Genomic DNA, 18587 nt, shown 5'->3' with positions numbered 1-18587 from the left:
GTGGCGGACAAAACGGCGCAGACCATCCATATCGATGCCGATCCCTCGACAGTGATGGACGTCATCGCCGACATCGGCTCCTATCCGGATTGGGTCGCGGAGTACAAGGAAGCCGAGGTCCTCGAGGTCGATGATCAGGGTTACCCGAAGGTGGCCAGGCTGGTTCTCGACGCCGCGGTGCTCAAAGACAGTATGGTGCTGGCCTACCAGTGGCCCGCCGATCGCAATTCGGTGACCTGGTCATTGGTCTCCAGCAACTTGCTCAAAGCGCTCGACGGTGCATATCGCTTGGCGCCGAAGGGATCTGGCACCGACGTGACCTACGAGCTGTCTGTCGACCTGATGATTCCGATGATCGGCCTGCTCAAACGCAAGGCCGAACGGCGTCTCACCGACACCGCACTGAAGGATCTGAAGAAACGAGTCGAGGCTGACTGAGCGTAGAGCCGTCGCGGACGCGGACGCAGCGCCCCCCGAGGGGACCCGGATCAGTCTGTTCGTCGGCAAGGGCGGCGTGGGCAAGTCGACGCTGGCGGCGGCCACAGCCGTGCGCGCCGCGCAGGCCGGGATGCGGGTCCTCGTGGTGTCCACCGATCAGGCCCACTCCACCGGGGACGTGCTGGGTGTCGACCTGGTTCCCACCGGACGGCGCGAACCGACGCGGGTGCTGGCCGACCTGCATACCGAAGGTTCCGGTGGTGGGTTCCTCGACGCGCTGGCGCTCGACACACTGGCCCTGCTCGGCGAACGCTGGCGTGCGATCGCGCGTCCGCTCGCCGAGAAGTTCCCCCAGTCCGATATCGGAGATGTTGCGCCAGAAGAGCTTTCGGCGTTGCCCGGGGTCCAGGAGGTGCTCGGCCTGCACGAGGTCGGTGAGCTCTCGAGGTCCGGGCAGTGGGATCTCGTGGTGGTCGACTGCGCTTCGACGGCGGACGCGATGCGCATGCTGACCTTGCCGGCGACCTTCGCCCTGTACCTGGAACGCGCCTGGCCCAGACATCGCCGACTGTCCGGAGCCGACGACGCCCGTTCGGCGGCGGTGGTCGATCTGCTCGAGCGGATCGCGACGGGAACCGATCAGCTGGGCACTCTGCTCACCGACGGGTCGCAGGTCGGCGCACACCTGGTGATGACGGCCGAACGGGTGGTCGCCGCCGAGGCCGCCCGCACCCTGGGCGCGCTGTCGCTGATGGGAGTCCAGGTGGTCGAGCTCATCGTCAACCAGCTGCTGGTGCAGGACGATTCGTTCGAGTACCGCAATCTTCCCGCCCATCCGGCGTTCGACTGGTACTGCGAGCGGATCTCCGAGCAACAGGCGGTGCTCGATGAGCTCGACCGGGTGATCGGCGATGTGCAACTGGTCATGGTGCCGCATCTGTCCGGCGAACCGATCGGGGCCAAGGCGCTGGGCGAACTGCTCGAATCGGCGCGCCGCCGGGACGGGGCACCGCCGCCGGGCCCGTTGCGGCCCGTGGTGGACCGGGAATCGGGCAGCGGGCTCGAAGCCGTCTACCGGTTGCGGCTCGACCTGCCACAGGTCGACTCGTCGGCGCTGTCGTTGGGTAGGGTCGATGAGGACCTGATCATCGGCGCCGGCGGGATGCGGCGCCGGGTTCGCCTCGCATCGGTGCTGCGGCGGTGCATCGTCCTCGATGCCCAGCTGCGTGGCAGCGAGCTGACGGTGCGATTCCGACCGAATCCGGAGGTGTGGCCGCGTTGAGTGGGGCTCACTCGGACCTGGGTCCGGAACTGCGCCAGCTCGCCCAGTCGATCCTGGACAAGCTCGACCCCGCGGTCCGCCTGGCTGCGGCCCGCGCCCAAGGGGCCTCCGACGGTCCTGGACGGTGTCAGCAGGTGTGGTGTCCGGTGTGTGCGCTCGCGGCTCTGATCTCGGGGGAGCAGCATCCGCTACTCACCGTGGTCGCCGACCACAGTGTCGCGCTACTGACGCTGGTCAAGGCGATGCTCGACGATATCGACACCTCGGGTGGTCCACCCGGCCCAGACCACCCGGATCCCCCGGATCCCCCTCCGGACCGGCCGGGTCCGGGCGGCCCGGACAGCCCGACCTCGCCCCCGGGTCGCTACCAGCACATTCCGGTGAGCGTCGAAGAATAGGCGCAGCTGTGGTCGCAGGCACAGCACGTGGGTAAAGTTGTCGCAGAGCATATTGACCGCGCCGCGGTCGGTTGATCCGGAGGGTCCATGTGGTACTGGCTGTTCAAGTTCATCTTCATGGGACCGTTGCTGACCCTGCTGGGGCGACCGAAAATCGAAGGGCTGGAGCATGTTCCGCAGTCCGGCGCGGTGATCTTGGCCAGTAATCACCTGGCCGTCGCGGACAGCTTCTATCTGCCTCTGGTGGTCAGTCGGCGCATCACCTTCCTGGCGAAGGCAGAGTATTTCACCGGCACCGGCATCAAGGGCTGGTTCACCCGCTGGTTCTACACCGTGGCCGGTCAGGTGCCGATCGACCGCACCGACGCAGACAGTGCGCAGGCAGCATTGACCACGGCCGAACGGATCCTCGACCAGGGGAAGCTGCTCGGGATGTACCCCGAAGGAACCCGGTCGCCCGACGGGCGGCTCTACAAGGGCAAGACGGGGTTGGCCCGGCTGGCGCTGCAGACGCAGGTCCCGGTGATTCCGGTGGCGATGATCGGCACCGACGTGGTGAACCCACCCGGCAGCAAGATGTGGCGGTTCGGACGTGTCCAGGTGAAGTTCGGCGCGCCGATGGACTTCAGCCGCTTCGAGGGCCTGGCCGGAAACCGCTTCATCGAGCGCGCGGTGATCGACGAGGTGATGTACGAGCTGATGCGGTTGTCAGGTCAGGAGTACGTCGACCTTTATGCGGCTGACGTCAAAGAGGGAAAAGCTGAGGCGGCCGGGATGCCGCCGACTCGTATGCCCGAGGCAGCCGCGGGCTGAGACCCGCCGGGGGTCCTCGGTGGAGGGGCCGGTAGAGGGGCTTACGCCTGGACCGCACCGGCGGGGGTTTGCGTGGAGTCCTGGTCTGGTGTGTCGGGTCCGCGGCGAGTGGCCACAGTGCCGGCGACGACGATGACCGCCAGCGCCCACCAGAGGTAGGAGCCGCCGGCCAGCTGACGCCACAACGGGGCCGTGGTCTCGCGGTGTTCGGGCAGCAATGTGATCGGCGTCCACACCATCAATGCCAGCCCGGCGGCCGACACCACCCCGAGCGCGACGTGTCGCAGGCGTACCGCGAGCACCGCGGTCACCAGTACGGCGGGCAGCGCCCACACCCAGTGATGGGACCAGGAAACCGGGGAGACGACGAGTCCGAACATGGCCACGCAGATCAGCGCCAGCACCGGCTGTTGGGCGCGCAGAGCACGCTGGGCCGCCCACACCGTGCCGGCGAGAACCGCGAAGCACAGCGCCACCCACAGCACGAAGCGCGCATCCTCACCCAGACCGAGCCGGGCCAGCGCACCGGCGATGTTCTGGTTGGTGTTGAGGGTCGCGGTGCCGATGCGGTCGGTGTTGCGCACTGTCTCGGTCCAGTACTCCCACGAATCCCGCCAGGCAAGGGCGAACCCGGCCAGCGTCGCCACCACCGTGGATGCGGCGGTCACCAGCAGCGCCCGGGTGTCCCGACGCAGCAGGAAGTAGAGCAGGAACACCGCCGGCGTCAGCTTCACCGCGATCGCCACACCGAGCAGCATCCCGCGCGGCCACGGTGTCCGCCGCGGCACGCAGTCGGCGATCACCAACGTCATGAGCACGACGTTGATCTGGCCGAAGTCGAAATTCGACCGCAGCGGCTCCAGATACAGCACCGCGGGCGCGACGATCGCGGCTGCCAGCCAGCACCGGCGTACCCACGCCGGCTCACCGCTGATCCGGGTTTGCGGCCACACGTCGAGGCGGGTCAGCACGATCACGGTGGAGACCACCAGCAGGATCAGCGTGGTCACGGTGATGGCCACGCTGGCGGCCTCCAGTGAGAGCAGCGCGAACGGCGCGAAAGCCGCGGCAGCCAGCGGCGGATAGGTGAATGGCAGCTCCAGTCCGCCCCGGGTCTGGAACATGGCCCCGTCGGCGTAAAGCGGTTGACCGTCGAGCCAGGCGCGTCCGCCCATGCGGTAGACGTCGATGTCGATTCGGTAGGGGATGTGACCGAGGAGGCGCCACCCCGCCGCGATCAGGGCTGCCAGGGTCAGGAGCTGGAACAGCCGCCACGCCAACGTGGGCATCCAACCGGCCCCGCTGGGCGAACGCCACTTACTCATGTCGGGGAACAGACTATCGGGGCCGACCGGCGCGTCGGCAGGTATCCCGGGCTCGACACCTGCAGGTCGGCGTAAGTTTTCTGAGTGCCTCCGGACCTCGACGTCGATTTGGCCCTCTCGACACACATCCCGCCGTCGCGCCTACCGCTGGTCTGCTGCCTGGTCGCGTTCATTCTGACGTTCTTCATCACCCGGACGATCGTGCGGTACATCCGAAGCCACGCCGACAGCGACGCACCCCGGAAATGGTGGCAGCCGCGCAACATCTCCGGCGGGGGTGGACTGCACATCCACCACGTCGTGATCGGTGTGATTCTGGTCATGGTCTCCGGGGTGACGATGGTGACGCTCGCCGTCGACGGTGGGGTACCCGAGTTCACCGTTGCCTCGATCCTGTTCGGGATAGGTGCGGCGCTGGTGCTCGACGAGTTCGCCCTGATCCTGCATCTGTCGGACGTGTACTGGGCCGAGGACGGTCGCACCTCGATCGACGCCGTGTTCGTCGCGGTGGCCGTCGCGGGTCTGCTCATCCTCGGTTTCAATCCGTTGTCGTTCTTCGACGTCGGCATCTGGCAGAGCGACCATTCGGTGGTCGCCCGTGCCGTCGTCGTCGGGGCAGCGGTGCTGACCCTGGCGCTGGCAGTGGTCGTACTCCTCAAGGGCAAGGTGTGGACCGGGCTGATCGGTATGTTCATCACGCCGCTGCTGATCGTGGGTGCGATCAGGCTGTCACGCCCGCACGCCCCGTGGGCACGCTGGCGCTACACCAAGCGCCCGCGCAAGATGCATCGGGCACTGGAGCGGGAGCGGTGGCTGCGCCGCCCGGTGGTGCAGGCCAAACTGTGGCTGCAGGATGCGATCTCGGGGATGCCCAAGTTCCCCGACGACGCACTGGTCGATCAGCAACTCGACCGCGAGATCCATGCCGCGCCCGCACCGGGCGATCCAGAGCACGCTGCACAGAAAGCCTCATGACTTGCGGTACTTCTACGACACGGAGTTCATCGACAACGGCCGCACCATCGAGTTGATCTCCATCGGGGTCGCCGCTGAGGACGGCCGCGAGTACTACGCGATCTCCACCGAGTTCGATCCGGAGCGGGCGGGGCGGTGGGTGCGCAAGCATGTGTTGCCCAAGTTGCCGTCGCCGGCGTCGCCGCTGTGGCGTTCACGGCGTCAGATCCGCGCCGAACTGGAGGATTTCTTCGGCATCGACGGTGACGAGCCGATCGAACTGTGGGCCTGGGTGGGGGCGTACGACCATGTGGTGTTGTGCCAGTTGTGGGGTCCGATGACGGATCTGCCGCCCGCAATTCCGCGGTTCACCCGTGAGCTGCGCCAGTTCTGGGAGGAACGCGGCAGTCCGCGGATGCCACCTCGGCCGCGCGACGCTCACGACGCTCTCGTCGACGCCAAGCACAACCTGTTCCGCTACCGGTTGATGACCGGGTCGCCGCCGCCCGGACCGGCCGGTGGCCGGCCGCCCGCATCGTGAAAAGCGGGTGTGCGGCGCGGTTACCATAAACGGGTGAACTGGACCGTCGACGTACCGATCGACCAGCTGCCCGCGCTGCCGCCGCTGCCCGAGGATCTGCGGCGGCGGCTCGACGCGGCGCTGGCGAAGCCGGCTCTGCAGCAGCCGTCCTGGGACGCCGGACAGGCTGCGGCGATGCGCAAGGTGCTCGAGAGTGTGCCGCCCGTCACCGTTCCTTCCGAAATCGAGCGACTCAAGTCTCAACTGGCCGACGTGGCCCGAGGGGAGGCGTTCCTGCTGCAGGGCGGCGACTGTGCCGAGACGTTCGTCGACAACACCGAACCGCACATCCGTGCCAACATCCGCACGTTGCTTCAGATGGCAGTGGTACTGACCTACGGCGCGAGCATGCCGGTGGTCAAGGTGGCCCGGATCGCCGGGCAGTACGCCAAACCGCGATCCTCCGATGTGGACGCGCTGGGCCTGAAGTCCTACCGCGGCGACATGGTCAACGGTTTCGCTCCCGACGCCGCAGTGCGCCAGCATGATCCGTCGCGTCTGGTACGTGCCTACGCCAATGCCAGCGCCGCGATGAACCTGGTGCGGGCGTTGACGTCGTCGGGGATGGCGTCGCTGCACCAGGTGCACGATTGGAACCGGGAGTTCGTCCGCACCTCGCCGGCGGGTGCCCGCTACGAGGCGCTGGCCGGTGAGATCGACCGCGGACTGCGCTTCATGAGCGCCTGCCGGGTCGACGACCGCAACCTCGACACCGCCGAGATCTATGCCAGCCATGAGGCTCTGGTGCTCGACTACGAGCGCGCAATGTTGCGCATGAACATCGCCGACCCCGCCGATCCGGCGGCCGACGGCCCACCGAAACTGTATGACCTGTCGGCGCATTATCTGTGGATCGGTGAGCGCACCCGGCAGCTCGACGGTGCGCACATCGCGTTCGCCGAGGTCATCGCGAACCCCATCGGCATCAAGATCGGGCCGACCACCTCGCCCGAACTGGCCGTCGAGTACGTCGAGCGACTGGATCCCAACAACGAGCCGGGCCGGCTCACTCTGGTCAGTCGGATGGGCAATCACAAGGTGCGCGATGTGCTGCCGCCGATCATCGAGAAGGTGCAGGCCTCGGGCCATCAGGTCATCTGGCAATGCGATCCGATGCACGGCAACACCCACGAATCGTCGACCGGCTACAAGACGCGCCACTTCGACCGCATCGTCGACGAGGTCCAGGGATTTTTCGAGGTGCACCACTCGCTGGGCACCCATCCCGGTGGGATTCACGTCGAGATCACCGGTGAGAACGTCACGGAGTGTCTCGGTGGGGCACAAGATATTTCCGACACCGATCTGGCCGGGCGTTACGAGACCGCATGTGACCCGCGGCTGAATACGCAGCAGTCGCTGGAGTTGGCGTTTCTGGTGGCGGAGATGCTCCGCGGTTAGACAGGGGCGGAGATGCTCCGCGGTTAGACAGGGGCGGAGATGCTCCGCGGTTAGGCCGGGAGCAGGCTGCTGAGGTTGCTGCCCAACGTCCAGGCCCCGGCGGCGGCCAGACCGGCCAGGGTGATCACCGCGACCACCCAGAAGAACAGCATCCGTCTGGAACGTTGCCGCGCCCAATAGAACTCCGCGAGGTCGATGCCGGCGAATCGTCCGGAGGCACCGCGGTATTCGCCGTCATGATCAGCGCCGCCGTCATCAGCGCTGCCGTAATCTGCACCGTCGAAGTCGCCGTCCGTGACCGGCGCCGGGAGTTCGTCGCGGGTGAAAACCTTGGTGTCGCGGCGCCCCGGCGCGGCTGGGACAGGTTTGCCGAGCTTGGCGGTGGTGTCGTGCCCGGATCTGTCCGTCGGGGTGCTCGCGGAATTGTGCGCTGCCGAGTTTCGGGGCGCGGGCACCCGGAAGTAGGGCAGGTCGAGTTCGCGGACGACCGTCTCGAGCTGGTCGGCCATCTCGGCGGCGTCGGCGAAGCGTCCGCTCGGGTCGCGCGAGGTGGCACAGCGCACGAGGTCGTCGAATTGTCTTGGCACACCCTGGATCGCGGCGCTCGGTGGCGGGACGTCGCGGTCCATGCGCTGATACGCGACGGCAAGCGCGCTGTCGCCGGTGAACGGTGTGCGCCCGGTCAACAGTTCGTAGACCAGGACGCCGACGGAGTAGACGTCGCCGCGCGAGTCCGTGTCCCCGGTGGCGACCTGCTCGGGGGACAGGTATGCGGCGGTACCCAGGATGACGCTGGTGGAAGTGATCTTGGCTTCGGCCACCGCGCGCACCAACCCGAAGTCGGCGATCTTGACGTCTCCGTCGTCGCTGATCAAGACGTTCTCGGGCTTGATGTCGCGATGCACCAGACCTGCGGCGTGGGCGGCCGCCAGGCCTCCGAGCACCGGGCGCAGTACCGCGGCGACGGCGTGGGGGGGCATCGGGCCGCGCTCGCGCAGCAGTTCGCGCAGTGTCCCACCTTCGACGAGTTCCATCACCAGGTAGGGCGGTTGTCCGGCCGGGGTTCCGGGGCCCTGGTCGTACACCGCCACCAGACCCGGGTCTTTGAGCCGGGCCACGGCGCGGGCCTCGCGCTGGAACCGGGTCAGAAAGTGTTCGTCGCCGGCGTAGCGCGCATCCATGATCTTCAACGCGACCGGACGGTCGAGTCGCAGGTCCAGCCCCCGGTACACCCCGGACATGCCGCCGGTCGCGATGAGCGAGTCCACCCGGTATCGACCGTCCAGCACGGCCCCGGTGAGCGGGCTGGCTTGCTGGTAGGTCTCCATCGGCTTCATGGTACGAGTCACCGAGGGCGGTGCCGGTTCACTGTCCTGCGACCTGCCGTCGAACTCGTCCCACTGGTCCTAGACTCTGTGCGATGAGCAGCATTCCGACTGCCGACGATGTTCTGGACCCCGGCGAGGCCGTCTACGATCTGCCCGCGGTGTCGCAGCTTCTGGGCATTCCGGTGACCAAGGTTCATCAGCAGCTTCGAGAAGGCCACCTGGTCGCGGTGCGCCGCGACGGGATCGTGGTGGTGCCGAAGGTTTTCTTCGATTCCGGACATGTGGTCAAGAGCCTGCCGGGCCTGTTGATGGTGCTGCACGACGGGGGCTACAGCGAGACCGAGATCGTGCGATGGCTATTCACCCCGGATCCGTCGCTGACGATCAGCCGGGACGGCTCGACCGAGCGGCAGGCTAACGCCCGCCCGGTGGATGCGCTGCATTCGCATCAGGCCCGTGAGGTGGTTCGCCGCGCCCAGGCGATGGCGTACTGACTGCTCGGGTCAGGGTGTCGGGCGCCTTGTAGAGCCAGTACCAGGCTGCTGCGGCGCACACGGACGCCAGCAGCACGTGTGCCCAGGAGTACATGCCGTGCGCGCCGTCGGGCCGCCAGATCACAGTTATCCAGGTCGAGAAGCCGGCGATCAGGGCGATGGAACGCCGCGACGTCGCCAGCGCGGCGACGACGGCCAGCGGCCAGGTGTAGTACCAGGGCAGCGCGGCGGGCACGAACAGGACGACCACGGCCATCAACAGCGCGATGCCCACCAGCGCGTCGCGGTCGGTGTGGCGATAGCGCCACCACAGCAGCGGCGCCGAGACGGCGATGATCGCGATCCCGATGATGCGGGTGATCTCCAGTACCGCGTAGAAGTTGACCGGAACGACCAGTCCGACGACGGTGTTGGTCAGGTTCGCGACGGCGGTCGGGATGGTGAGCCAGTTGATGATCTTCACCGAACCCGCCAACGCGGTCAGCCAGCCGAGCCCGACCCCGGCGGCCAGCGACAACACCGCGAACACCGCGACGAACACCGCCACCGATGCCGCTGTCGCCGCGCAGAAGGCCTGCGCGGGCGAATAGCCGCGGCGCTCACGCAGCCGGCGCGCCCACACCCACACCATGAACGGAAGCGCGAGGCCGGCGGTGGCTTTCACGGCGACGGCCACCGCGATCAGGGTGACACCGGCGATGTTGCGTCCGGCGAAGCACAGGGCGATGCCTGCCATCATCAGCCCGACCATGAGCATCTCGTTGTGCACGCCGCCCATCAGGTGGATGATCACCAGCGGGTTCAGCACGCAGATCCACAGTGCGCAGGCGCCGCTCGCCCCGACATGGCGAGCCACCCGGGGCGCCGCCCAGATCAGCAGTGCCAGTCCGGGCAGCATGCACAACCGCAGCAGCATGGTGCCCGCGACGACGTCGTCACCGACCAGGATGGTGACGAACTTCGCCACCAGGATGAAGGCCGGACCGTAGGGGGCGGTCGTCGTGGTCCAGATCGGACTGACGTTGTCCAGTAGGGAGTTGGGATTGTCCACCGGGCCGACGACGTAGGGGTCGAAGCCGTCGCGCAGCAGCGCCCCCTGGGCCAGGTACGAATAGGTGTCACGGCTGAACACCGGGACGCTGAGCAGCAGTGGCGCCAGCCAGAATCCGGTGGTCGCGATCATCGTGTGCTCGGTGGCGGTGCGGTCGATGACCCGACGGCCCAGCCACAGCCACGCCATCAGCATCAGCGACACACCGCTCCACAGCAGCACCGAGGACACCACCAGGCCGTGCCCGAAACGCAGCCACGACAGGTGCAGCGATTCCAGCACCGGGTCGTGCAGGCGAGTGCTGCCCGCGCCGAGTGCACCCGCGGTGATCAGCATGGCGCCGAGCGCGCCGACCAGCGCCGGGCGGCCCTGCGGGGCCACAGCGAAATCCTTGAGGCGCCGCAGGTGGTCCGTCGGACCGGTTCGCGGGGACTGGGGAGGTGCGGGTGTCGTCATGCTCCTAGGCGGACCGGTTCGCGGCCAATCTGGCGAGTTCGGCCAGGCCGGACCTGGCCTGCACGTCGACGGGGGCGGCGTCGAGGATCTCCAGGGCCCGCCGGGTCAGGGTGTCGATGCGGTGCTCCACGGCGGCCAGCGCGCCGACCGATTCGATGACCTGGCGTACCTCGGTGACCTGGACGTCGGTCAAATCGGTGCCGATGCTGGTGCGCAACAGTTTGGCCCCGATGGGGTCGTGCTTCTCGGCCAGCTCGACCGCTTCGGCCAGCAGCACGGTGCGCTTGCCGGACCGCAGGTCGTCGCCGGACGGTTTGCCGGTGACCGTCGGGTCCCCGAACACCCCGAGCACATCGTCGCGCAGCTGGAACGCCACCCCGAGGCTGGTCCCCAACTCGTGGAAAGCCGAGAGCACCTCCGGGCAGTCCGCGGCGGCCGCGGCGCCCAGTTGCAGTGGGCGCGAGATGGTGTAGGACGCCGTCTTGTAGATGTTGACGGTCAGCGCCGACTCCACGGTTTCCGCGCCGCTGGCTTCGTTGACGATGTCCAGGTACTGGCCGCCGAGGACCTCGGTGCGGATGGCGGCCCACACCCTTTGCACGCGCCGGTGCGCATCGACGTCGATCTGGGCGCCCGCGACGATGTCGTCGGCCCACACCAGTGCGACGTCACCGAGCAGGATCGCCGCCGAAAGGCCGAATTGTTCCGGCGAGCCGAGCCAGTTGTTGCTGCGGTGGCGTTCGGAGAAGATCCGGTGCACGGTCGGCAGCCCGCGGCGGGTGGCCGACGCATCGATGACGTCGTCGTGCACGAGCGCGCACGCGTGCAGCAATTCGAGGGCGGAGAACAGCCGCAACACCTCGGGACCGGGTTCGGACCCGGCGACCGCGCGGAAGCCCCAGTAGGCGAACGCCGGTCGCAGACGTTTGCCGCCGCGTAGCACGAATTCCTCGACGGCTTCGGTCAACACCGCGTAGCCCGCGCCGATGTACGCGGCGTCGCGGCGGCGTTCCCGCAGATAGTCACGCAGCTGTTCGGTGACGGCCGCTGCCAGCTCCACGGCTGACGGTGCCCCTGCATCCACGCTCAGCGGGCGCCCCTTTCTCCTCGTGCACTCGTCCCCGAGTGCTCAGAGTAGAGCCTGCGGGCCGGATGTGAGTACGTAAGGGCTACCGCGACGGTTCCTGCGCCGCGCCGGGACGCGGGGATCGGTCACGGGTGGTGTAGGCCAGCCAACCGACGATGCCGGCGACCACCAGTGATGCGATGCCCAACCAGATCGCCGCGCCGGTGAACGAGCGTGCGCTGGGGTCGGTGTAGCGCGCCTGGGCGTTCATCGTGCTGACCACGCCGGGCCGCAGCTTCCATTCCACGACCGATGACGAGACCTGCTCACCGTTGGTGGAGGTCACCTCGCCGGGAAAGGCCACCGACAGCGACACGTCGGCCTCCGGGTCGCTGAGCGAGGTCAGATCGGCCCTTCCCTCCAGGATCACCAGGTCGCCGGCGCGCCGCAGCGAGATATCCACGCCGGCGGCGTCGCGGCTCATGCTCGCGAGTTGGGGCAGTTCGGCGAAGGTGAGGTCGGAGAACACCGCCTGGGAACCCACGTAGTCGTCGCGGCTGTACTCGGACACCGCGACCTTCTGGGTGAACGGCAGGTTGTTCAGCAGCTGCGGGCCCTTGTCGTTGTCGTCGCGCGGAATGGCGGCCGCGACGATCTGACCCGACACCCGGTCGTCGGGGGAGACGGTGATCGAGGCCCGGACGCGCACGCAGCCGATGAGCGAGGGCGCGACGACCAACAGCAACAGCACCAGCGCGAGGAGTCGTCGACGGGTGCGGTGACGGGTCAGCACCCGGTCATCGTGCCAGATCAAAGCGCCGAGATCACAGCGGTAGGGATCGGCCGAGGATCGCGAACGGGCGCGGATCTCCGGCGAAGTGGTAACCGCGGATCACGTCGGTGAAGCCGAGGCGACGGTAGAGCCGCCAGGCGCGGTTGTCCTCTCCGTTGATCTCAGGGGTGGACAGCAGTACCTGCTGTTCGGTGCGGCTGTCCAGCAGGCGCCGGATCAGTGCCTCGCCGAGTCCGCGGCCCTGAGCCCGCGGGTGAATGTGCAGCTCGGTCAGCTCGAAATAGCTGGTCATCAGCTCGGCGATGCGCCCGCGGTCGGTGCCGCTGCGTTGCAGCCCAGAGACCACCTGCTGCTGCCACCACTGGTCGGGGGCTCCGCAGTAGCCGTAGGCGATGCCGAGCATCGGCGCATCGGCGGGCGGTTCCGCGGGGTCGGTGTCGTCGGGGACCTCGATGGCCGCGACGGCCTTCCATCCGCGCCTACGGATGTGTTCGAGCCACATCGACGCGCGCTGGTTCTCGGTGCCGCGGGGGTAACGCATGGCGTCGACGTAGATCGCCAGCGCGTCCCGGAGGCGCTGCTGCATATCGCCCGGCGACAGATCGATCAGACGTGTCGCCAAGTGTCCGCCCCTCCTGAAGGTGATGGTGTGACGACCCCCATTATCGGGCGGGCCACCCGATGGGCGAGGCCGTGGCCGGGGCGGGGCGGGGTACGTCATAGAATCGGGCAGTGAACTAGGTGGTACCGCTCAGATTCAGCTCGTATCATTACTGTTTAAGTACCCGTCCACACGGGCACCGAGGATTTTGTACCGGACTTCGAACGACTGCGACGCCCCCACGGCAAGAGGGAGGGACGAATGCCACTCTCCGATCATGAGCAGCGCATGCTCGACCAGATCGAGAGCGCACTCTACGCCGAGGACCCCAAGTTCGCGTCCAGCGTTCGCGGCGGGAATCTCCGGGCCCCGTCGACCCGGCGGCGCCTGCAGGGTGCCGGGCTGTTCGTGGTCGGGTTGGCGATGCTGGTTTCAGGCGTCGCATTCAAGGCCACCATGATCGGCAGTTTCCCGATCCTGTCGGTGATCGGCTTCATCGTGATGTTCGCAGGCGTGGTGTTCGCGATCACCGGGCCGCGGGTGGCCAAGGGTGGTGACCAGCTGGCCGGAGAGAGTGGGCCGGCCCGGCAGAAGCGTGCCAAGGGCGGCGGATCGTTCACCAGTCGGATGGAGGACCGTTTCCGTCGTCGCTTCGACGAGTAGCGTTCGGTTCTGAGTAGGGGCAGCCCCATGGGCTGCCCCTTTTTTTGACCCACGGCCACTTTTTCGCCCCACAATGCCCCACCACGCCGCGGGGCTGCACACGATCTGCGCTGAGCTGGGGTTTCATCCTGTTCGGCGGGACACGATGCGGTCGAGGCGTCGTGGTTGGCCGGCGCCGGCACCGTTACTTGCGGCAAAAGTGGGGGACGGGGGGAAACTCGCGAGAGCAATTGGAGCAAAGTGGGGGATTGTGGGGTAAAGTGGCGGACAACGGAGCGACCGGGGTTCCGTTCGAGGCAAGGCTGAGCAAGGTCTGCGAGGTGACGAGATGTTCTTCGGCACCTACACGCCAAAGCTCGACGACAAGGGGCGACTGACGTTGCCCGCCAAGTTCCGCGACGCGCTGGCAGGAGGGTTAATGGTCACCAAGAGCCAAGATCACAGCCTGGCTGTCCATCCGCGGGCCGAATTCGAGGAGATGATCTCCGAGATCTCGAACAAAGCCAAGCGCGGTAACCCCCAGGCTCGCGCTTACCTGCGCAACCTGGCCGCCAGTACCGACGAGCAGTACCCGGATGCACAAGGCCGCATCACGCTGTCCGCCGAACACCGCCGCTACGCGAACCTGACCAAGGACTGCGTGGTGACCGGGTCGATCGGGTTCCTGGAGATCTGGGACGCCCAGGCGTGGCAGGAATACCAGGAGCTTCACGAAGAGAACTTCTCCGCGGCCAGCGATGAAGCACTCGGCGACATCCTCTGATCTGGCCACCGGCCCGCAGGCCCGTGCAGTGCGGCCTCTGCCCGAACCGGCCCTGACGTACTTCCCCGACGTCAGGTCCGCGATCTCGGACAGGGACCCCACTGCAGGGGCCGCCCCGATCCCTCTGAGTGCAGCGATGGTGGATGACCAGCCTCATATCCCGGTCCTGCTCGACCGATGCGTCGAGTTGTTGGAACCGGCGCTCACCCGTACCTCGCCCGACGGTGCGGGGGCGACTCTGATCGACGCGACCCTGGGCGCCGGGGGGCATTCCGAGCGCTTCCTCACCCAGTTCCCCGCGCTGCGACTGATCGGTCTGGATCGCGATCCCGACGCACTTCGGCTGGCCGGTGCGCGACTCGAACCCTTCGGCGAGCGCGTCGAGCTGGTGCGTGTCCGCTATGACGGCATCGAGCAGGCGGTTGCCGAAAGCCGATGCGCGGCAACCGGAGTCGATGCCGTTCTGTTCGACCTGGGAGTGTCCTCGATGCAGCTCGATCAGGTGGAGCGAGGGTTCTCCTACTCGATCGACGCGCCGCTGGACATGCGGATGGACTCCGGCTCGGATCTGACCGCGGCGCAGATCCTGAACACCTACGACGAGAAGGCCCTGGCCCGGGTGCTGCGAGAGTACGGCGAGGAGAAGTTCGCCGGCCGGATCGCCGCGCACATCGTGCGCCGTCGTGCCCACACTCCGTTCTCGACGACCGGTGAACTCGTTGAGCTGTTGTACCAGGCCATCCCGGCGCCGGCACGACGTACCGGTGGACACCCCGCCAAGCGCACCTTCCAGGCGCTGCGCATCGAGGTCAACGCCGAGCTCGAGTCGCTCCGTCTGGCGATCCCGGCCGCCTTGGGGGTGTTGCGTCGACACGGTCGCATCGCGGTGATGGCCTACCAGTCGCTGGAGGACCGGATCGTCAAGACCGAGTTCGCGGCGGCGACCGCGTCCCGTACCCCGCCCGGGTTGCCCGTCGAGTTGCCGGGGCACGGACCCAGGTTCGTCGCCTTGACCCGCGGTGCCGAGCGTGCGGACGCCGAGGAGATCGAACGCAATCCGAGAAGCGCTCCGGTCCGGTTGCGCGCGTTGGAAAAAGTTGGGGGACAGTAGCGATGAAGGCGAAGAAGCCGACACGCAAGACCGCGGTGGCCGCGGGACGCACCCGACAGAGGACGCAGCCCCGGGACAAACGCCGGGCCCGCGAGAGCAACCGGGTGCCGGCCGAAGCGCAGCCCCGCGGCCGCAAACCGACGCGTGACCCGCGACCGCAACGTTCGGCGCCGCGCACCACACCGATCGCCCGTCCCAAGGACGTGCCGGCCCGTCCGAAGAGCGCGAGCCAGGCAAAGGCCCGCGCCAAAGCGCGCAAGGCGAAGGCGCCCAAGGTTGTTCGGCCACCGCTGCGTCAACGGATTCTGGTACGGCTGGCGTCGATCGACCTGAGCCCGCGGCGGTTGATCGCGCGGGTGCCATTCGTCGTCCTGGTGATCGGGTCCCTCGGGCTCGGTCTCGGGGTGACGCTGTGGCTGTCCACCGACGCCGCCGAACGTTCCTATCAACTCGGAAGCGCACGTCAGGTCAACCAGGCGTTGATGCAGCAGAAGGAAGCCCTGGAACGCGACGTGCTGGAGGCGCAGGCAGCTCCGGCGCTGGCCGAGGCCGCACGTAACCTCGGCATGATCCCGTCGCGTGACACCGCCCATCTGGTGCAGGACCCGGCCGGTAACTGGGTGGTCGTCGGCACTCCGAAGCCGGCGGAAGGGGTTCCGCCGCCACCGCTGAACGCACCGCTGCCCGAACCGGCGCCACCGGCGCCGCCCGCACCCCGCGTCGTCGAACCTCGTGAGGTTCCGGTCCGGGTGCCTTCGGCCGCCGTACCGCAGCTGGTTCCCGGTGCGGTCCCGGTGCCGGGGCCGTTGACTCCCGGCGTGGTCACCAACGCCGAGGTGCCGCACGCGGTGTCGGGTCAGTTGCCGGCGCCCGGCCCGGTCACGCCCCCACCCGCGGTAGCGCTGGACACCGTGCCGCAGGCACCGATGGACACCGTGCCGCAGGCACCGATGGACACCGTGCCGCAGGCACCGATGGACACCGTGCCGCAGGCGCCGATGGACACCGTGCCGCCGGTGCTGACACCTGACGCTGTGCCTGCGCCCACGGCGCCCGGACTCGAGCAGACGGCGCCACTGGCGCCCGTGCCCGGGGCTCCCGCGTGACCCGCGACAAGCGACGTTCGTCCGGGAAGGCGCTGGCGAAGGTGCCGACTCAGGAGCACTCGGCCCGGGCCCGGCGTACCCGGCAGGCGACACCCCAGAACGGTTTGCGCAGTGCGTCGTTCGTGTTCCGGCACCGCGCCGGCAACGCGGTGATCTTCCTTCTGCTGGTGGTGGCTTCCGCACAGCTGTTCACCCTGCAGGTGCCGCGCGCCGAGGGGCTGCGCGCCGAGGCCGCCGGCCAACTGAAGGTCACCGATATCGATCCGGCGCTGCGGGGTGCGATCGTCGACCGCAACGGCGACAAGCTGGCCTTCACGATCGAGGCGCGAGCGTTGACGTTCCAGCCGGTCCGGGTGCGCAAGCAGCTGGAGGAGGCGTTCGAGAAGAGCAAGGAGCTCGCGTCCGCGGAATCGCCCGACCCCGACGCCCGGTTGCGTGACATCGCTGCCGAGGTATCGGCACGGTTGGGCAACAAACCCGACACCGCAACGGTTCTGAAGAAGTTGCGCAGCAACGAGACGTTTGTCTACCTCGCTCGCGCGGTGGACCCGGCGATCGCCGACGCCATCACCGCGAAGTTCCCCGAGGTCGGCTCCGAGCGTCAGGACCTGCGCCAATACCCCGGTGGTGTACTGGCCGCCAATATCATCGGCGGCATCGACTGGGACGGGCACGGGTTGTTGGGCCTGGAGGATTCCATGGACTCGGTGCTCGCCGGCACCGACGGGTCGGTCACCTATGATCGCGGCTCCGACGGTGTGGTCATCCCGGGCAGCTATCGCAACCGCCACGACGCCGTCAACGGGTCCACCGTCTCGCTGACCATCGACGACGACATCCAGTTCTACGTGCAGCAGCAGGTGCAGATGGCCAAGGACGCCTCGGGCGCCAAGAATGCCTCGGCAGTGGTGCTCGACGCCAAATCCGGTGAGGTGTTGGCGATGTCGAACGACAACACCTTCAACCCGGCGCAGGATCTCGGCCGTCAGCAGGATCGGCAGTTGGGCAACCTGCCGGTGTCCTCCCCGTTCGAGCCCGGCTCGGTGAACAAGATGATCACCGCCGCAACGGTCATCGAGCAGGGGTTGTCCACCCCCGACGAGGTGCTCCAGGTTCCCGGTTCGATCAACATGGGCGGCGTCACCGTCCGCGACGCCTGGGAACACGGCGTGATGCCCTACACCACCACCGGCGTCTTCGGGAAGTCCTCGAACGTGGGCACCCTGATGCTGGCGCAGCGCATCGGCCCCGAGCGCTATGCCGAAATGCTGAGGTTGTTCGGTCTCGGTCAGCGCACCGGCGTCGGTCTGCCCGGCGAGAGCTCAGGTCTGGTTCCGCCGATCGATCAGTGGTCGGGCAGCACCTTCTCCAATCTTCCCATCGGACAGGGTCTGTCGATGACACTGCTGCAGATGACCGGCATCTACCAAGCCATCGCCAACGACGGGGTGCGTGTCCCGCCGCGCATCATCAAGGACATCGTCGCCGCGGACGGCACCCGCACCCAGGAGCCCCGCCCGGAGGGCATCCGGGTCGTATCGGCGCCGACGGCGCGGACCGTGCGTGACATGTTCCGGTCGGTGGTGCAGCGTGACCCGCGCGGCATCCAACAGGGCACCGGCCCGCAGGCCGCCGTCGAGGGATATCAGATCGCGGGCAAGACCGGCACGGCCCAGCAGATCAACCCGGCCTGTGGCTGTTACTACGACGATGTCTACTGGATCACCTTCGCGGGCATGGCCCCGGCGGACGAACCGCGGTATGTCATCGGCGTCATGCTCGATGCGCCGCACCGCGCCGCCGACGGGTCGCCGGGCTCCTCGGCCGCGCCGCTGTTCCACAACATCGCGTCATGGCTGCTGCAGCGCGAGAACGTACCGCTGTCGGCGGACCCGGGGGCGCCGCTCACACTTCAGGCCGGTTGACATCCGGCGTCGGCCGGCGCGAATGCGAAGGCAGCCCGG

General features: G+C 67.8%; 19 protein-coding genes. 13 read left to right on the top strand and 6 right to left on the bottom strand.

The features are described from left to right. The 4 genes from ACNUDN_RS17190 (at position 1) to ACNUDN_RS17175 (ending at position 2931) form a co-directional block, all read left to right on the top strand. Complete coding sequence (locus ACNUDN_RS17190; RefSeq protein WP_419123020.1) at positions 1–438, top strand: SRPBCC family protein; 438 nt, start codon at positions 1–3, stop codon at positions 436–438. Next, positions 431–1720 (top strand): ArsA family ATPase, encoded by a 1290-nt coding sequence (locus ACNUDN_RS17185; RefSeq protein ID WP_419125195.1) that lies wholly within the window; start codon positions 431–433, stop codon positions 1718–1720. The genes ACNUDN_RS17190 and ACNUDN_RS17185 overlap by 8 nt, the downstream gene beginning before the upstream one ends. Beyond that, positions 1717–2118 (top strand): hypothetical protein, encoded by a 402-nt coding sequence (locus tag ACNUDN_RS17180; protein WP_419123019.1) that lies wholly within the window; start codon positions 1717–1719, stop codon positions 2116–2118. The genes ACNUDN_RS17185 and ACNUDN_RS17180 overlap by 4 nt, the downstream gene beginning before the upstream one ends. Positions 2119–2205: 87 nt before the next feature. After that, positions 2206–2931 carry a lysophospholipid acyltransferase family protein gene (locus tag ACNUDN_RS17175; RefSeq protein ID WP_419123018.1) on the top strand — a complete coding sequence of 242 codons (726 nt, stop codon included), beginning with the start codon at positions 2206–2208 and terminating at the stop codon, positions 2929–2931. A gap of 41 nt (positions 2932–2972) precedes the next feature. Here the strand turns inward: ACNUDN_RS17175 and ACNUDN_RS17170 are convergent, their stop codons facing one another. Continuing rightward, on the bottom strand, positions 2973–4256 hold the full coding sequence (locus ACNUDN_RS17170; protein WP_419123017.1) for a glycosyltransferase 87 family protein: 1284 nt from the start codon (positions 4254–4256) through the stop codon (positions 2973–2975). A gap of 84 nt (positions 4257–4340) precedes the next feature. Between ACNUDN_RS17170 and ACNUDN_RS17165 the strand changes: the two genes are divergently transcribed. The 3 genes from ACNUDN_RS17165 to ACNUDN_RS17155 are packed head-to-tail and all read left to right on the top strand — an operon-like array spanning position 4341 to position 7191. Further along, complete coding sequence (locus ACNUDN_RS17165) at positions 4341–5231, top strand: hypothetical protein (RefSeq protein WP_419123016.1); 891 nt, start codon at positions 4341–4343, stop codon at positions 5229–5231. A 1-nt stretch (position 5232) separates the two neighbouring features. Then, entirely contained in the window at positions 5233–5751 is a 519-nt protein-coding gene (locus ACNUDN_RS17160) for a polyadenylate-specific 3'-exoribonuclease AS (RefSeq protein ID WP_419123015.1), read from the top strand. A gap of 33 nt (positions 5752–5784) precedes the next feature. Beyond that, positions 5785–7191, top strand: coding sequence for a class II 3-deoxy-7-phosphoheptulonate synthase (locus ACNUDN_RS17155; RefSeq protein ID WP_419123014.1), 1407 nt, complete (start codon positions 5785–5787; stop codon positions 7189–7191). A 50-nt stretch (positions 7192–7241) separates the two neighbouring features. Here the strand turns inward: ACNUDN_RS17155 and ACNUDN_RS17150 are convergent, their stop codons facing one another. Further along, on the bottom strand, positions 7242–8519 hold the full coding sequence (locus ACNUDN_RS17150; protein ID WP_419123013.1) for a protein kinase domain-containing protein: 1278 nt from the start codon (positions 8517–8519) through the stop codon (positions 7242–7244). A 92-nt stretch (positions 8520–8611) separates the two neighbouring features. On the opposite strand from ACNUDN_RS17150, the gene ACNUDN_RS17145 reads away from it, so the two are divergent. Next, positions 8612–9013 carry an Rv2175c family DNA-binding protein gene (locus ACNUDN_RS17145; RefSeq protein ID WP_419123012.1) on the top strand — a complete coding sequence of 134 codons (402 nt, stop codon included), beginning with the start codon at positions 8612–8614 and terminating at the stop codon, positions 9011–9013. Here the strand turns inward: ACNUDN_RS17145 and ACNUDN_RS17140 are convergent. From ACNUDN_RS17140 to ACNUDN_RS17125, 4 genes are all read right to left on the bottom strand, one after another. Then, a complete protein-coding gene (locus tag ACNUDN_RS17140) occupies positions 8934–10520 on the bottom strand; it encodes an alpha-(1->6)-mannopyranosyltransferase A (RefSeq protein ID WP_419123011.1) in 1587 nt (528 codons plus the stop codon). The genes ACNUDN_RS17145 and ACNUDN_RS17140 overlap by 80 nt on opposite strands. 4 nt (positions 10521–10524) lie before the next feature. Continuing rightward, complete coding sequence (gene idsA2, locus ACNUDN_RS17135; RefSeq protein ID WP_419123010.1) at positions 10525–11604, bottom strand: bifunctional (2E,6E)-farnesyl/geranyl diphosphate synthase; 1080 nt, start codon at positions 11602–11604, stop codon at positions 10525–10527. Between the two features lie 85 nt (positions 11605–11689). Beyond that, a complete protein-coding gene (locus ACNUDN_RS17130) occupies positions 11690–12379 on the bottom strand; it encodes an LppM family (lipo)protein (RefSeq protein ID WP_419123009.1) in 690 nt (229 codons plus the stop codon). A 31-nt stretch (positions 12380–12410) separates the two neighbouring features. After that, positions 12411–13001, bottom strand: coding sequence for a GNAT family N-acetyltransferase (locus ACNUDN_RS17125; RefSeq protein ID WP_419123008.1), 591 nt, complete (start codon positions 12999–13001; stop codon positions 12411–12413). Positions 13002–13241: 240 nt separating this feature from the next. Here ACNUDN_RS17125 and ACNUDN_RS17120 point away from each other — a divergent pair, with 240 nt between their 5' ends. The 5 genes from ACNUDN_RS17120 (at position 13242) to ACNUDN_RS17100 (ending at position 18548) form a co-directional block, all read left to right on the top strand. Next, the gene (locus ACNUDN_RS17120) at positions 13242–13643 is read left to right on the top strand and encodes an SCO2097 family morphological protein (RefSeq protein ID WP_419123007.1); all 402 of its coding nucleotides are present in this window, start codon (positions 13242–13244) and stop codon (positions 13641–13643) included. A gap of 328 nt (positions 13644–13971) precedes the next feature. Beyond that, entirely contained in the window at positions 13972–14406 is a 435-nt protein-coding gene (locus ACNUDN_RS17115) for a division/cell wall cluster transcriptional repressor MraZ (RefSeq protein ID WP_419123006.1), read from the top strand. Next, complete coding sequence (rsmH, locus tag ACNUDN_RS17110; protein WP_419123005.1) at positions 14381–15517, top strand: 16S rRNA (cytosine(1402)-N(4))-methyltransferase RsmH; 1137 nt, start codon at positions 14381–14383, stop codon at positions 15515–15517. Before ACNUDN_RS17115 ends, rsmH begins: the two co-directional genes overlap by 26 nt. A gap of 2 nt (positions 15518–15519) precedes the next feature. After that, entirely contained in the window at positions 15520–16623 is a 1104-nt protein-coding gene (gene ftsL / locus ACNUDN_RS17105; RefSeq protein ID WP_419123004.1) for a cell division protein FtsL, read from the top strand. Between the two features lie 32 nt (positions 16624–16655). Further along, positions 16656–18548, top strand: a complete 1893-nt coding sequence (locus tag ACNUDN_RS17100) for a peptidoglycan D,D-transpeptidase FtsI family protein (RefSeq protein WP_419125194.1) — start codon at positions 16656–16658, stop codon at positions 18546–18548. The last annotated feature ends 39 nt before the right edge of the window (positions 18549–18587 follow it).

Source organism: Mycobacterium sp. smrl_JER01 (assembly GCF_048513595.2).
Lineage (GTDB): Bacteria > Actinomycetota > Actinomycetes > Mycobacteriales > Mycobacteriaceae > Mycobacterium.
The sequence above is the reverse complement of the archived record's forward strand: the minus strand, read 5'-3'. Positions and strand labels throughout refer to the sequence as shown.

Excerpts from the sequence above, each read along its gene's own strand:
- ACNUDN_RS17170 (WP_419123017.1), bottom strand. The coding sequence starts at position 4,256 with ATGAGTAAGTGGCGTTCGCCCAGCGGGGCCGGTTGGATGCCCACGTTG.
- ACNUDN_RS17150 (WP_419123013.1), bottom strand. The coding sequence starts at position 8,519 with ATGGAGACCTACCAGCAAGCCAGCCCGCTCACCGGGGCCGTGCTGGAC.
- ACNUDN_RS17120 (WP_419123007.1), top strand. The coding sequence starts at position 13,242 with ATGCCACTCTCCGATCATGAGCAGCGCATGCTCGACCAGATCGAGAGC.
- ftsL (WP_419123004.1), top strand. The coding sequence starts at position 15,520 with ATGAAGGCGAAGAAGCCGACACGCAAGACCGCGGTGGCCGCGGGACGC.
- ACNUDN_RS17145 (WP_419123012.1), top strand. The coding sequence starts at position 8,612 with ATGAGCAGCATTCCGACTGCCGACGATGTTCTGGACCCCGGCGAGGCC.
- rsmH (WP_419123005.1), top strand. The coding sequence starts at position 14,381 with ATGAAGCACTCGGCGACATCCTCTGATCTGGCCACCGGCCCGCAGGCC.
- ACNUDN_RS17115 (WP_419123006.1), top strand. The coding sequence starts at position 13,972 with ATGTTCTTCGGCACCTACACGCCAAAGCTCGACGACAAGGGGCGACTG.
- ACNUDN_RS17175 (WP_419123018.1), top strand. The coding sequence starts at position 2,206 with ATGTGGTACTGGCTGTTCAAGTTCATCTTCATGGGACCGTTGCTGACC.
- ACNUDN_RS17140 (WP_419123011.1), bottom strand. The coding sequence starts at position 10,520 with ATGACGACACCCGCACCTCCCCAGTCCCCGCGAACCGGTCCGACGGAC.